Origin of the sequence: Actinomyces sp. oral taxon 171 str. F0337 (assembly GCF_005696555.1) — a bacterium.
GTDB classification, from domain to species: domain Bacteria; phylum Actinomycetota; class Actinomycetes; order Actinomycetales; family Actinomycetaceae; genus Actinomyces; species Actinomyces oris_E.
Genome location: NZ_CP040005.1, coordinates 1873830 through 1887828, shown reverse-complemented (window position 1 = coordinate 1887828; position 13999 = coordinate 1873830). Strand labels below are relative to the sequence as shown.

Genomic DNA, 13999 nt, shown 5'->3' with positions numbered 1-13999 from the left:
GTGGAGTTGAATCGGGCTGTGGGTGGGAGCAGTCGGGTGATCTGGAGCGGCTGCGATCTGAGGGCGGGCCTTCATCGGGAGGCCGCGTTGTCCTGGGGGCCGGTCCTGCCGTCCTGGCCGCCCTCCTGCTGACCGCCGTCCTTGCGCTCGCTCCTGCCGGGGAAGTGCTCGACGATGGAGACGGCCGCCGCCGTCGCCGCCCCGGAGGCCGCCTCCCGGGCCGCCAGGAGCTCATCTCGCACCACGCGCCGCAGCACCTTGCCGATCTGGGAGCGGGGCATCTCGGTCAGGATCGCGATCTGTCGCGGCAGGGCGTAGTTGGACAGGTTCTTGGCCGCCCACTCGCGCACCTGCTCCAGGGTGACCGTCTGGCCCTCCTTGGGCAGGATCGCGGCGACGACGGACTCGTTACCGGCCTCTGCCGGCAGCCCGACGACGGCGACGTCCTCCACCTGCGGCATCGAGCGGACCGCTGCCTCCACCTCCGTGGGGTAGATGTTGAAGCCCCCGGAGATGATGAGCTCCTTGCGGCGGTCGGCGATGACGTAGAAACCGTCCGCCTCCTGACGCACCAGGTCACCCGTGCGCAGCCAGCCCCCGTCCAGCAGAACCTCGGCGCTCTCCTCGGGGTTGTCCCAGTAGCCGGTGAAGACCTGGGGGCCGCGGGCCAGCAGCTCGCCGACCTCCCCGGGGGCCACCTCGCGCTCGACGTCCTCGGGGTCCACCAGGCGCACCTGGGTGGAGGGGTAGGGCACTCCCAGGGTCCCGGGTCGACGCGCCGGCGAGATCGGGTTGCCCAGGATGATGGGGGAGGACTCGGTCATCCCGTAGCCCTCAATGATGGTGCCGCCGGTGGCCTCCTCCCAGGCCTGGGCCACCGCCAGCGGGTTGGGGGCCGCCCCGCACACGGCGATCTTGCAGGAGGACAGGGTCGCCCCCGTGGCCCGCGCCCGGGTCACCAGACGGTCGAACATGACCGGCACCCCCGGGAAGAAGGTGGCCGGGCGCCGCTTCCAGGCGGCCAGCACCAGGTCCGCCCCGAACTTGGGCAGCACCACCTGGGTGGCGGCCAGCCCCACCGCGCACAGCAGCGACAGGGACATGCCGAAGGCGTGGAAGAAGGGCAGGACCGCGTAGAAGGTCTCCTTTCCCGTGCTCGTGGTGCGAGACGCCCAGGCCAAGGACATCTCGGCATTCGAGCGCAGGTTCTCATGGGTGAGGCACACGGCCTTGGGTGTGCCCGTCGTCCCACCGGTGTACAGCAGAGCAGCCGTGTCGGAGACGCTCGGCAGCGGGAAGCCCGTGGCCAAGGGGATGGCGGAGGCTGCCAGATCGTCCCAGGAGCGCACCCCGGCCGGGATCCTGCCGCGCAGCTCACGACGTTGGGTGCGGGCGGCGGCCACCGGCAGCCTCAGGGCCAGGCGGCTGCGCAGCGGAAGATGACGGGACAGGTCCACCGAGTACACGCTCAGGCCCCCCAGACCGGCCGCCTCCAGGGAACCCACCGCCGTCACGAGGCGCTCGAGGGTCTTCTCCCAGGCGATGATGACGCGCCCGCGGTGGATGTGGAACTGCTCGCGCAGCTGGGCGGCGGGCGCCAGCGGGTTGTGCTCGGCCACGATCGCCCCGATGCGCCAGGCCGCATAGGCCACGACCACGTGCTGAGGACAGTTGGGAAGAATGAGCCCGACGACGTCCCCACGCCCGACCCCCAGGCCCCGCAGGGCCTCCGCGGCCCGCGCCACCTGAGTCTCCAGCTGGGAGTACGTGGTGGTGGCGCCCAGGAAGTCCAGGGCCACCCGGTCCGGGAAGTCCCGAGCGGCGTCGCGCAGCATGCAGGACAGGGGCTCGCTCACCGCCGGGATCGTGGAGGGCACCCCGGCCTGCCGGTAGACGGCCTCAAGGGCCTCATCGCCAGAGGCGTCCGAACCGGCCGCCGACGCGGCGTCGTGCGTGAGCGCGGCTACCGACGTGCGTGAAGCACTCATGGGTCTTCCCCCTTGTCTGCCGTGAACCTTCCTCGGACCGGGAAGGCCTCGCCCGCCGCGGGTGCTGCCCGGTGCGACGACGAGACGTCAGGATCAACCGTAACCTACGGTGGCGTAACCTGCGTGGTCGGCGGCGGTGACGGCCGTGTGCGATCCGGCTCACCGGTCGCCTGAACGCGGCTCCAGGCCCCGGGGCAGAGTCAGACGGCTGACCACCCGCAGGCGGCGCGTGGGGCGAGTCATCGCTACGTACAGATCCCCCGCGCTGCGCTCACCGACCTCAGCGGGGTCCACGAGCACCACGACGTCGAACTCCAGCCCCTTGGACAGCACCGGATCGACCACCAGCAGCCGCGAGCGCAGCACGTCGCCTCCCGGCGCCTCCATCGCTGCGGCCAGGTCCGGGGCCTCGCGCAGCAGCGCCTCAGTACGGCTGGGGGAGGAGGAGATGACCGCGATGCGCCCGACACCGGCACCCACCTGCTTATCCAGACGGGACGACTCCTGGGAGACGATCTCGCGCAAGACGCTCGCCCAGGCATCGGGCTGGGCACCCTGAGGGGACTGCGACAGGTCCGTGACCTCCAGGCAGTCCGGCAGGTCGCGCACCGAGCGCACCGGGTAGACCGGCGGGTGGCCCAGATGCGTCACCGTCTCCTCAGCCACCTCCATGATCGTGGCCGGCGTACGGTAGCAGACGCTGAGCGCCTCCTCTCGCAGTGGGGTCGACCCTCCGCGCGAGCGCCCCGACTGCCTGCCCTGCCGCGAGCGCGAACGGGCCCGGTGACGGGACTGTGAGCGGGAGCGGCCCGCAGTCTTCTCAGCCGATGCCGTCCCCAGAGCGGTCAGCACCTCGCCCCAGCTGCCCGGGGCGTGGGGGCCCGAGTACTGGGCCAGATCTCCCACCACCGTGAAGGAGCGCACCGGACAGCGACGCGCCAGCGCCCGCCACGCCATGGTGCCCAGCTCCTGGGCCTCATCGACGACGACGTGCCCGTAGGTCCACGTCCGATCCGCCCGGGCCCGCTCAGCCAGAGTAAGAGTGGGGCCGCTCTGGGAGACCCGGTCAGCCAGCATCTCGGCACTGACCATCCCGTCACCCAGCTCCTGGGACTCGATCGCCTGGGCCGCGTAGGCCACCAGGTCCTCGCGGCGGCGGGCCTCCAGCCGGGCGCGCCGGGCCTGGGCGTCCTCACTGGGGCCCAGCAGCTCGGCCAGCTCATCAATGAGGGGAATGTCCGCCGCGGTCAGTCCGCCTCCCGGCGCACGGCGCAGCAGCTCGCGCTCCTGCTCGCTCAAGGAGGGCGCCACCTGCTCCAGGAGGGAGGGGCGGCTCCACAACCGCTCCAGCAGCCCCTGGGGCGTCGTCGGCATCCAGCACAGGTTGATCTCCCGACGGGCGTCGCGGGCGGTACGGATGTCCTCACGGATCCAGGCGCGGGTGTCGGCGTCCGAGGCGTCCTGGTTGGTGGCCCCCGCGTACTGGTCGGTCAGGCGCTCCAGGAGCCAGATCACGAAGGCCTCACGGGCCAGGTTGTGGGGCTTGCCGCCCCGACGGGCCCGGTAGGCCGCCTCACGTACGTCGTCGGGCCTCAGGGACAGGCGCACACCCTGGACCTCGATCTCACGCGGAGCCTCCGGGACGCGCTGGAGGCCCCGCACCGCCCGCTCCAGTGCCTCGACCCACAGGGAGCGCCCCTTGATCTCGGCGACGCGGGCGTCCTCCTGCGCCGTGGCCCGCACCCCGGGAACCAGGTCGCCGATCGTCGTGGAGACCACCCCCGTCTCACCCAGTGAGGGCAGTACCTGCTCCACGTAGCGCAGGAAGGTGCGAGACGGCCCCACCAGGAGCACGCCGGAGCGCTCCAGGCGCTCGCGCTCGGAGTAGAACAGGTAGGCCACCCGGTGCAGCGCCACCGCAGTCTTACCCGTCCCCGGACCACCCTGGACCACGAGCACACCCCGGCCCGAGGAGGTGACGACCCGGTCCTGCTCGGCCTGGATCGTGGCCACGATGTCACCCATGCGGCCGTCACGGGCACTGGACATCGCGGCGATGAGCGCCCCCTCGCCCTGCAGGTCCCCAGTGGCCACGGAGGTCCCCGACGAGCCGGACGGGACCTGGCCGGCCTCGAGGGCGGCCAGGTCCAGGACCTCGTCCTCCACCCCGAGCACCTGACGGGCCCGGGTGTCGATGTGCCGCCGGCGCACCAGCCCCATGGGCTCGGAGGCCGTGGCCTGATAGAAGGCCCGGGCCAGAGGGGCGCGCCAGTCCAGGATCACCTCACGGTGCTGGGCGTCCTGCAGGCCGATACGACCCACATAGTGGCGCCGGCCCCCGTCCGTGACGGGGGAGGAGCCGCCCACGCCCCTGCCAGAGCCGGAGACTGCGGCCGGGGCCCGCCCGGAGGCCCCCGAGTCCGACGCGTCATCGGGCGAGGTGCTCATATCCATCCGTCCGAAGACCAGACGGTCCTCGACCCCCTCCAGGGAGGAGACCAGCGACGAGTAGTGCACGGCATAGGCGTCCCGCTCCCCGCGGGACTGATGGGTGCCGCTGACGCCCTGGGCCTCGGTGCGGGCAAGGGAGTGACGGGCCTGGGCCAGCTGGCGGTCCAGCTCGCTGTAGGCGAGGTCGACGACAACCTGCTCACCGCGCATCTCGCGCTCGCGGACACTGCCCGCATCTTCCTCCGCCCGCTGAGACGCTTCCTGCTGGGAGTGCGGTGGGCGAGAGGGGATCGTCTGACTCACAAGGCCTCGCATCGGTTCTGGTTCTGGCCGGCAGGCGCGTAGAACGCGCTGACCTGCTCTGGTTGACGCTGACGGGTACTGGGGTCGGTGATGGCTTCAGTACGGTCGACCCATTATTCTCCTGCTGACGCCCCGACGGGGACGCCGAGGGCGAACAAGCCGCCCGAACCCGGCGTGGGCGGGAACATCGACAATCCAGAAGGTGTTGGCAGAAGTGCCCAGGACGCTAACCGCCGTTCCCGGGCACTCGCCCGGATGAATCCTGATAAAACGCCGAATCGTGTCACTGAGACGAAGTCACTCGACGTCGCTCGACCGAGACGAACGTGACTGAGACGGGGTCGCGCCGGGCACCGAACCGAAGACCATGCTGAGACCATTGCACGACACGAACACGCCCTCCTCGGCGCCGTCGGTCTCGCCCGCGCCCATCAGGCCGGGCGAAGAGCGCACCGACGGACCCGCGCCGCGGGAGGATGAACCAGGCCAGACAGGAGGAGACGGGCTGTGAGACCACTGTTCACCATCCAGCACCCCGCGGATCAGCCGATCTCCCCGAGGGTCCTCATCCACCACTTCGAGGGCGCCATGGACGCCGGGAACGCCGGCGCTCTGGCCGTCGACCAGCTGCTCATGACGCTCCCCAGCGAGCGTGTCGCCACCTTCGACATCGACGCACTCGTGGACTACCGCGCCAGGCGTCCCACGATGACCTTCGTCCACAACAACTACTCCTCAGTCATCATGCCCGAGCTGGTCCTGGACCTCCTCCATGACGACGACGGTCAGGATGTCCTCCTGCTCCATGGCAGCGAGCCGGACTACCGCTGGGACGAGTTCGTCGGAGCTGTGGCCCACCTGGCCGTCTCCATGGGCGTGAGCCAGGCCGTCGGCATGAGCGGGGTCCCCATGGCCGTGCCCCACACGCGCCCGACCTATGTGCACCATCACGGCAGCCAGCCCGACCTGCTGCCCAACCAGCCCGAGCTCTTCGGACACGTCGAGCTGCCCGGATCGATGTCGGCCTACCTCGAGCTGCGGCTGGGCGAGCTGGGTCTGGACTCCCGAGGAGTCTCGGCCGCGATCCCGCACTACGTGGCCCGTGACGAGTTCCCGCAGGGAGCCTCGGCGCTGCTGACCGCCGTCGTGCAGGCCACCGGCCTGGCGCTGCCAGTGGGCGACCTCGAGGCCGCCGCCAGCATCAACCGCGCCGAGATCAACGCCGAGGCCGCGCAGCAGCCGGAGGTCAGTGCCGTCGTCTCCGCCCTGGAGGCCCAGTACGACGCCATGGCCCCCAGGATCGCCATCGGTGAGGTCGACGCGTCCGCGCCGATCCTCAACCTGCCCAGCGCCGACGAGATCGGTGCCCGTCTGGAGGCGTTCCTGGAGGCCAACGATTCCGGGGACCTGGGGCCCCAGGGCTGGAACCCCGGCCGCGGGGGCTGAGCGATGCCGAGCGGCCCCAAGCAGACCGGTTGGCCGCCTCTCGCGGATCTAGCCGCCCTCGGGCCGCGGTACGGCGGCGTCGTTGAGCAACCAGGTGCGCACCGGCAGCGGTAGACGACGCACCGCACGCTCGATCTCCTCGAGCTCGCTCGCCGTGAAGGGGGTCTGGCGGGCCACCAGCACCAGGTTGCCCCGACGCCGGCCGCGCACCGCTGCGGGGTCGGCGACGATGACCGCGCAGGAGGCGTCTCCGTCCAGGGCTCTGGTGAGCGCAGCGATCTCGGCACCGGCCTGGGCGCGCGGCATGGAGGCGGTGTTGACCAGCAGCAGCCCGTCAGGCGCCAGTGCCCTCAGACAGGTGCCGAGGAACTCCTGGCTCCTGCAGGAGGCCGGCACGCTCCCGCCGTTGAACACGTCCCGCACCACGACGTGCCACTGGCCGGGCCGCAGCCCTGTGACCACCTCGGCGGCGTCGCCGACCCGGATCCGCAGCCTGGGGGATCGGGGAAGGTCGAACCAGGTTCGCACCCGGTCCGCGAGGATCTCGTCGATCTCGACGGCGACCTGCTGGGAGCCGGGGCGGGTGACGTCCCACGCCCTGGCCAGGGCGCAACCCGCCCCACCCAGGTGGAGAGCCTTGACTGGGCCGCCCGCGCCGCGCAGCGCCGTCAGCACCGCGTCCATCTGCTGGTGGTACTCGAAGTCCAGGTGGGAGGGGTCGCGCATGTCCAGGAAGGAGGACTCCGCGCCGTCGAGCATGAGAAGGATCCCGGTGTCTCGCGCCACGAGCTCGGCCGTGGCGAAGGAGGTGCGCACCGGGCCTGAGGGCAGGGCGGTCGGCGCCGGGGCGCCGGAGGCCCTGCGTCTACGTGTCACAGCCCCACGGTAGCCTGAGAGGGGCACAGGGGGACTCATCCGGTCCTTCAGCCGGTGATCCCGTCGCACTCGTTGAGGAGGTGGAGATGAGCAGGGCACCCCGTTCCCGGGCCGCACGCCGGTCCTGGGGGGACGATGACTCCGCCACCCCCATCATCCACGTCGACATGGATGCCTTCTTCGCCTCGATCGAGCTCCTCGAGCACCCCGAGCTGGTCGGCCGCCCTGTCATCGTCGGCGGCCGTGACGGCCGGGGCGTCGTCTCGGCCGCCTCCTACGAGGCCCGCGCCTTCGGCGTCTCCTCGGCGATGTCCATGGCCGAGGCCTCCCGGCGCTGCCCCCAGGCCGTGGTCCTGCCCGTGCGTCACGGCCTCTACTCCCAGGTCTCCGCCCAGGTCATGGCCGTTCTGGCGGAGGTCACCCCCGTCCTGGAGAAGGTGAGTATCGACGAGGCCTTTCTGGATGTGACCGGGGCCAGGCGCCGTATGGGGCCGCCGGTGACCATCGGCCGGTGGGTCCGCGCCGAGATACGCCGACGAGTGGGCGTTCCGGCCTCGGTGGGCATCGCCTCCACCAAGTTCATCGCCAAGCTCGCCTCCTCCCACGCCAAGCCCGATGGCCTGCTCCTGGTGCCGGCCGGCGCCACGCAGGACTTCCTCAACGTGCTGCCGGTCGGGGCGCTGTGGGGTGTGGGCGCCCGGACGCAGGAGATCCTGGCCAGGTGGGATATCAAGGACGTGCGTACCTTGGCGGACACCGACGTGCGCCACCTGGAGAAGATCCTCGGCCGGGCCTCCGGACGCCACCTGCACGAGCTGTCCCACGGCGTCGACCCCCGCCGGGTGGAGCCGGTACGCGAGGAGAAGTCGGTGGGTACCGAGACGACCTTCTTCGAGACCCTCACCGACCGGGAGCACGCCCGGCGGGTCCTGCTGGACCAGACCCACCAGTGCGCCGCGCGCCTGCGCGCGGCGGACCTGCGCTGCCGTGTCGCCGTCCTCAAGGCCCGAGGGGCCGACTTCACCACCGTCACCCGATCACGCACCCTGGCTGCTCCCACTGACCTCGCCCAGGACATCTGGGAGACCGTCGCCTCGCTCTACTCCGCCCTGCCCAGCCCGCCCGGTGGTTTTCGCCTCCTGGGGGTGCGGGTCGAGGGGCTGCTGCGCCCCGACGACGGTGTGCAGCTCCTCCTGGACGAGGACCCTCGGCGTGGCGCCTCCGAGCGGGCTGCCGACGCCGTACGCCGCAAATGGGGTGCCCACGCGCTGGCCCCTGCCAGCCTTCTGCCAGGAGACGGGGCCGCACGGACGCCGATCGACGAGGTGAGGCGACCAGGGCAGGATGACGCGAGCTGGACGCAGTAGCGACGGGAGGTCGCTTCGGCAGAGGCACTGAGCCGGACGATTCCCAGGTGAGGCGGATCAGGACGGGAGAAACCGGTTCCATCCCGATCGGGTCCGGCCCAACCGCTCAGGAGAGTTTCTCCTGAGCCGCCACAGCGCCTATCCTGGCAACCACGGCGCAGATCCCCGGCCCCGCCCGGAAGCAAGGAGCATGATGGCACTGTCAGAGCGAGAGCAGCAGGTCCTGCGGGACCTGGAATCGCAGCTCCATGAGGATGACCCCGAACTTGCCCAGACGTTCCAGCGTGAGGAGCGTCGGCTCTCGCGCCCCTCGCCCCGCCATATCGGTGGTGGTGTGGCCCTGGTTCTCGTCGGCCTGGCTCTTCTCATCGCAGGGGTCTCGGTGCCCCACAACCTCCTCTCCATCCTGCTGGGGGTCACGGGCTTCCTCGTAGCCGTCGGTGGGGTCGCACTGGCGCTGACCCGGGTTGAGAGCGCTTCGAGCCCGCGTCGGCCCGCTGCAGGTCGAGGCAGGCCCACCAAGGATAGGAACGGAGGGAAGAAGCGGTCCTCCTTCATGGACCGCCAGTCCGAGCGCTGGGATCGCAGACGCGACTCCGAGGACTGACCAGCTCGTACCTTCCTCCCCGCCCTCACCCACTTTCTCTCCTTCTCCTCTCCGCCCGCATTCCTGCGCCCCTCAGGCTGTGTCGGCGCACGCCGACCTCCACCTCACTCCACTGCCTCCACATCCCTCCACCCGTGCATCACCCCCGCCGCTACGGCTCAACAGGTCCTGTCTCCAACGCTCACCCGTTCGAGACGGGACCTGAGTGTGCGGAGGACTCGACCGGCCTCCGGAAAACCCTGCGAGACCGGCGAAGAACCCTGGATATTCCAAGGAGTCCATCGGATTCCGGAACACTACGGGGAGAGCGTCGCGGCTCTCCTCGTGTCTCTCCGAAGAGGTCCTGAACCCCACCGGAACCCTGCGTGCAGGCCGAGTGGATCCTGTCTTTTTCCTGTGCATCCACCACGCCGAGGGCGGTGGTGGTGAACGCCTCCCTCCACCTGCTCTCCGCCGTCCTCCACCCTGCTTGAAGAGGTGCTGGATTGCTGTCATTACAACGAAGAGCGAGGGTTCTGCGTCAGTGGGATCTCCATCGGCGATATGCAGTTGTGATGCTCTCGAAGAGGAGGGGTGGGAGAAAAGGGAGGGAAGTGGAGTAGGGTGGGGTTCACGGGGTCGTCGAGGGGAAGGAGGTGGCTCGTGTTCCTGGGGACGCATGCACCCAAGCTGGACGAGAAGGGCCGTCTCATCCTCCCGGCGAAGTTCCGTGAAGAGCTTGCGGGTGGCGTGGTTCTGACCCGAGGTCAGGAGCACTGCCTGTACGCCTTCACCGCTGCCGAGTTCGAGCGCATGTACGCCCAGCTTCGTGAGGCCCCCCTCGCTCAGAAGCAGGCGCGTGACTACGTGCGTGTCATGCTCTCGGGGGCGGACTCGCAGATCCCGGACAAGCAGGGGCGTATCACGCTGCCGGCGCCACTGAGGGCCTACGCGGGCCTGAAGAAGGACCTGGCGGTGATCGGAGCCGGTGCCCGGGTGGAGATCTGGGACGCCGAGTCCTGGAGCACCTACCTGGTGGCTCAGGAACAGGTCTTCGCGGACACGGCCGAGGAGATCATCCCCGGTTTCTTCTGATGCCGCGACCTTGTCGACAACTGAACACAACCCGACGGACCGCACGCCGACGCCATCAGGGCTCTGGCGAACCATCTCGTGAGGTCTCCGCCCGATGTCGAGTCCGACGCCTCTTCCCCGGCGCCGGAACCACGGGAGGAGTCCTGGTGAGATGGCCGCCTCCCGGATCGCAGGCGGGCATCGAGGATGCCTCAACCGCCCCTCTCGCAGAGAGCGTGAGCGTCAGACGTCAAAGACCCAACAAGCAACTGAGAACCACCCAGGCACCCGGAGCGGGGGCCGAGCCAGCACCGGAAAGGAGCACGCCCCATGACCAGCTCACAGGCACAGGCATCCGCTGCCGACGCCGTCGGCCGGCACCAGCCGGTGCTCCTTGAGCGCTGCCTGGACCTGCTCGCCCCCGCCATCGAGGGGCACGCTGACAGCACATCGACGGGCGGTCCGGCCCGACCTGTCATGATCGACTGCACCCTGGGAATGGGGGGCCACACCGAAGCGGCGCTTGAGCGCTTTCCGGCCCTGAAGGTCGTGGGCATCGACCGCGACCCCGAGGCGATTGCGCTGGCCTCGGCGCGCCTGGCACGCTTCGGTGACCGCTTCATCGCGGTTCAGGCGACCTACGACGCCGTGAACCGGGTGGCTCGTGAGCACTCCGCTCGTGCGGAGGGAGCGGTGGACGCCGTTCTCATGGATCTGGGGGTCTCCTCCCTTCAGCTCGATGAGGCCTCGCGGGGCTTCTCCTACGCCCGTCCGGCACCTCTCGACATGCGCATGGACCAGGGCTCAGGAATGACCGCCCAGGACCTGCTGGAGACCGCCGACGCCGTCGAGCTCAGCCGCATCCTGCGCACCTACGGCGAGGAGCGGTTCGCCTCCCGCATCGCCGCCGCCATCGTGCGTCGGCGTCAGGCCGGGGAGCCGGTGGTCAGCACCCAGGACCTGGCCGAGCTCGTCCGTCAGGCGGTGCCCGCACCGGCGCGCCGCAGTGGCGGGCACCCGGCCAAACGGACCTTCCAGGCGCTGCGCATCGCCGTCAATGCCGAGCTCGACGTCCTGGAGCGGGCCGTGCCCCGAGCACTCAACAGCCTGCGCGTGGGAGGACGACTCGTGGTGGAGTCCTACCAGTCCCTGGAGGACCGCATCGTCAAACGGGCACTCGCCCACGGAGCCACCTCCCGGGCGCCCCAGGACCTGCCGGTCGTCCCCGAGACGGACCGCCCCTACCTCGAGCTGCTCACCAGCGGTGCGGAGAAGGCCGATGCTCGAGAGCTCGACCACAACCCCCGCTCGGCGCCGGTGCGACTGCGGGCGGCCGCCCGCCTGCGTCCGGCCGACCAGGCGCCTTCACCGGAGGGGCCTGCGCCCACCGGCGGCCGGGGGGCGGACCCCGGCCGCCGAAGCGGTCAACGCACCGCCCGCCGCCACCGGAGCTAGGCGGCCTTGCCGCTCCAGACGTCGACAGACCGTCCCAGCCGGTCATCGATCTCACTGCACCATCTGCACCATCGTCCATCCACACCAGTCCAGCTACGACACAGGGAAGGCACATTGATGAGCGCCACTGCTACTGCTCGAGTCACCCGCCCGATCGCGACGCGGCGCACCGCCCAGGCAAGTGGTTCCACCAGCACCCAGGGACGCACGGAGGCGGGCTCCGTCAAGCGGCCCCAGCTGCGCGTCGTCAGCGGCGCCTCCCGAGCGGCCTCGTCATCCCTCCCCTTCCTCACCCTCATCATCTTCGTGCTGGCCGGTGCCCTCATCACCTCGATGCTCCTCAACGCCAAGATGGCCGACACCGCGTACCGGATGAAGGAGAAGCAGGTCGAGCTCAACGTCGCCGAGGACCACGTCGAGACGCTGCGCACCCAGGTCCAGGAGGCCTCGGCGCCCGACGCGCTGGCCGGCCGCGCCAAGGAGCTTGGGATGGTGCCCGCCGCCGCCCCCGGCGTCGTCGACGTCAACAAGGGTCAGCTCACTGAGGGAACGCCTGCCCACGCTGCCAGGACCGGGAAGTAGTCGCCTGTGAATCCCTCGCGTCGTCAGGCTCTCCAGGTCGGAGGGCTGCTCGTGTTCTCCGCACTGGCCGGGCGCACCGTCTACGTCCAGGCGGTTGACGGACCGGATCTGGCCGAGAAGGCGAAGGCCGAGCGTACGGTCACCTGGGTCAACCGGGCCCCTCGAGGCGACATCACCGGTCGGGACGGTACCGTTCTGGCCTCCTCGGCGGTCAGCTACGACGTCGGCGTCAACCAGTCCCTCATCGCCCAGTACGAACGCACCGAGATGCGCCTCAACGAGTCCACCGGAGTCAATGAGGAGGTCGTCGTCGACTACGGTGCGGCGGCGGTCGCGGCCCAGCTGGCACCGATCCTGAACGTCGATCCTCTTGAGCTGGGAGCCAAGCTCGTGGGTGACCGGAGCTACCAGGTCATTGCCCAGGAGGTCTCTCCTGACACCTGGAGAAAGATTAAGGCCCTGGATATCTCCGGGGTCGAGCCCGACCAGCGCACCCGCCGCACCTATCCGGCCGGGACCGTGGCAGGCAACGTCCTGGGCTTCACCCACGAGGGCGATCGCAACCGCGAGCTCATCGGGGCGGCTGGGCTGGAGCTCACCCAGAACAAGCTCCTCACGGGAACCGACGGCAAGGGCAGTGAGGAGGTCGGGCGCAGCGGCGTCATCATCCCCACCGGTGAGCAGGAGGACAAGCCGGCCCGGCCTGGCGCCACGGTGCGAACCACCCTCAATTCTGATCTGCAGTCCATCGCCCAGGAGACCATCGACCGAACGGTCTCCGCCCAGCACGCGGACTGGGGCGTTGTCGTGGCCATGGAGCCGGCCACCGGCAAGGTCGTGGTCCTGGCCGACTCCAACTCGGTCGACCCCTCCGATCCCTCCGCCACATCCGAGGAGAACCGCACCGCCCGTAGCGTTCAGGCCGTCTTCGAGCCCGGAAGCGTCGGGAAGGTCGTCACCTTCGCCACCGTTCTGGAGGAGGGCGCCGTCAAGCCCGAGGACACCTGGACGGTTCCCTACACCTTGAGGGTGGAGAGCGGGGAGTCCTTCGAGGACTCCCATGAGCACGAGACCCAGACGATGACCACCGCCGGAATCCTAGCCAAGTCCTCCAACACAGGCACTATCCAGATCGGTCAGAAGGTCTCCGACGATGTCCGCTACGACTACATGAAGCGCTTCGGCTGGGGGCAGGCCACGGGCATCGAGATGCCGGCGGAGTCCGACGGCATCCTCTACCCGCCCAGCTCCTGGGACGATCGCACCCGTTACGCCACGATGTTCGGGCACGGGGTGGCCGGCACCGCCCTCCAGTCGCTCCAGGTGCTGGCCACCGTGGCCAACAAGGGTGTGCGCGTGGCCCCCCGCGTCATCGACGCCTGGATCGACGCCGATGGCAAGGAGACCCCGCAGGCCCGCCCCGAGGAGGTGCGGGTCGTCTCCGAGGCGACTGCCAAGACCCTCACCGAGATGCTCATCGGCGTCACCCAGGAGGGCGGCACCGCGGAGTCCGCCTCCATCAACGGCTACCTGGTGGCCGGTAAGACCGGAACCTCCGAGATCCTCACCGACGACTCCACCGTGGCCTCCTTCGTCGGCTTCCTGCCGGCCCGCAACCCGGCGCTGGCCATCGCGGTCATCGTCAACCGGCCTGATGAGACCTACGGAGGCACCGTTGCCGCCCCCGTCTTCCGGGAGGTGGCGCTGGCAGCCATGCAGGCGCTCAACATCGCCCCCGACCCGAGCGTCGTGGCGGCCCAAGCCGCTCGGAACGGAGCCGGGGGAGAGCGGGACGCGAACCAGTGAGGTGGTGTATGTGCTAGATGAGCGTGACCACCAGCACCTCGGCGAAGTGAGCCGGAGATGCTCTT

At 70.0% G+C, this 13999-nt stretch carries 10 protein-coding genes; 7 read left to right on the top strand and 3 right to left on the bottom strand.

Annotated features, from left to right (window positions below):
* Positions 1 to 71 precede the first annotated feature (71 nt).
* Positions 72 to 1988 carry an AMP-binding protein gene (locus FBF36_RS08275; protein ID WP_009396496.1) on the bottom strand — a complete coding sequence of 639 codons (1917 nt, stop codon included), beginning with the start codon at positions 1986 to 1988 and terminating at the stop codon, positions 72 to 74.
* A 159-nt stretch (positions 1989 to 2147) separates the two neighbouring features.
* On the bottom strand, positions 2148 to 4754 hold the full coding sequence (locus tag FBF36_RS08270) for a HelD family protein (protein WP_138137364.1): 2607 nt from the start codon (positions 4752 to 4754) through the stop codon (positions 2148 to 2150).
* 495 nt (positions 4755 to 5249) lie between these two features.
* Between FBF36_RS08270 and FBF36_RS08265 the strand changes: the two genes are divergently transcribed.
* Positions 5250 to 6188, top strand: a complete 939-nt coding sequence (locus tag FBF36_RS08265) for a PAC2 family protein (RefSeq protein WP_009396487.1) — start codon at positions 5250 to 5252, stop codon at positions 6186 to 6188.
* A gap of 48 nt (positions 6189 to 6236) precedes the next feature.
* Here the strand turns inward: FBF36_RS08265 and FBF36_RS08260 are convergent, their stop codons facing one another.
* Positions 6237 to 7064, bottom strand: coding sequence for a spermidine synthase (locus FBF36_RS08260; protein ID WP_225792322.1), 828 nt, complete (start codon positions 7062 to 7064; stop codon positions 6237 to 6239).
* An 86-nt stretch (positions 7065 to 7150) separates the two neighbouring features.
* On the opposite strand from FBF36_RS08260, the gene dinB reads away from it, so the two are divergent.
* From dinB to FBF36_RS08230, 6 genes are all read left to right on the top strand, one after another.
* The gene (gene dinB, locus FBF36_RS08255) at positions 7151 to 8431 is read left to right on the top strand and encodes a DNA polymerase IV (protein WP_009396484.1); all 1281 of its coding nucleotides are present in this window, start codon (positions 7151 to 7153) and stop codon (positions 8429 to 8431) included.
* A gap of 193 nt (positions 8432 to 8624) precedes the next feature.
* Positions 8625 to 9038 (top strand): DUF3040 domain-containing protein, encoded by a 414-nt coding sequence (locus FBF36_RS08250; protein ID WP_034492342.1) that lies wholly within the window; start codon positions 8625 to 8627, stop codon positions 9036 to 9038.
* A gap of 642 nt (positions 9039 to 9680) precedes the next feature.
* A complete protein-coding gene (mraZ, locus tag FBF36_RS08245) occupies positions 9681 to 10112 on the top strand; it encodes a division/cell wall cluster transcriptional repressor MraZ (protein ID WP_034492339.1) in 432 nt (143 codons plus the stop codon).
* Positions 10113 to 10421: 309 nt separating this feature from the next.
* Positions 10422 to 11546: a 16S rRNA (cytosine(1402)-N(4))-methyltransferase RsmH gene (gene rsmH / locus FBF36_RS08240; RefSeq protein WP_138137362.1), complete on the top strand. Its 1125-nt coding sequence runs from the start codon at positions 10422 to 10424 to the stop codon at positions 11544 to 11546.
* A gap of 117 nt (positions 11547 to 11663) precedes the next feature.
* Positions 11664 to 12128 (top strand): hypothetical protein, encoded by a 465-nt coding sequence (locus tag FBF36_RS08235; RefSeq protein ID WP_009393806.1) that lies wholly within the window; start codon positions 11664 to 11666, stop codon positions 12126 to 12128.
* 6 nt (positions 12129 to 12134) lie between these two features.
* Complete coding sequence (locus FBF36_RS08230; protein WP_034491172.1) at positions 12135 to 13934, top strand: peptidoglycan D,D-transpeptidase FtsI family protein; 1800 nt, start codon at positions 12135 to 12137, stop codon at positions 13932 to 13934.
* Positions 13935 to 13999: the final 65 nt, after the last annotated feature.

Excerpts from the sequence above, each read along its gene's own strand:
- dinB (WP_009396484.1), top strand. The coding sequence starts at position 7,151 with ATGAGCAGGGCACCCCGTTCCCGGGCCGCACGCCGGTCCTGGGGGGAC.
- FBF36_RS08275 (WP_009396496.1), bottom strand. The coding sequence starts at position 1,988 with ATGAGTGCTTCACGCACGTCGGTAGCCGCGCTCACGCACGACGCCGCG.
- FBF36_RS08250 (WP_034492342.1), top strand. The coding sequence starts at position 8,625 with ATGGCACTGTCAGAGCGAGAGCAGCAGGTCCTGCGGGACCTGGAATCG.
- rsmH (WP_138137362.1), top strand. The coding sequence starts at position 10,422 with ATGACCAGCTCACAGGCACAGGCATCCGCTGCCGACGCCGTCGGCCGG.
- FBF36_RS08270 (WP_138137364.1), bottom strand. The coding sequence starts at position 4,754 with ATGCGAGGCCTTGTGAGTCAGACGATCCCCTCTCGCCCACCGCACTCC.
- FBF36_RS08235 (WP_009393806.1), top strand. The coding sequence starts at position 11,664 with ATGAGCGCCACTGCTACTGCTCGAGTCACCCGCCCGATCGCGACGCGG.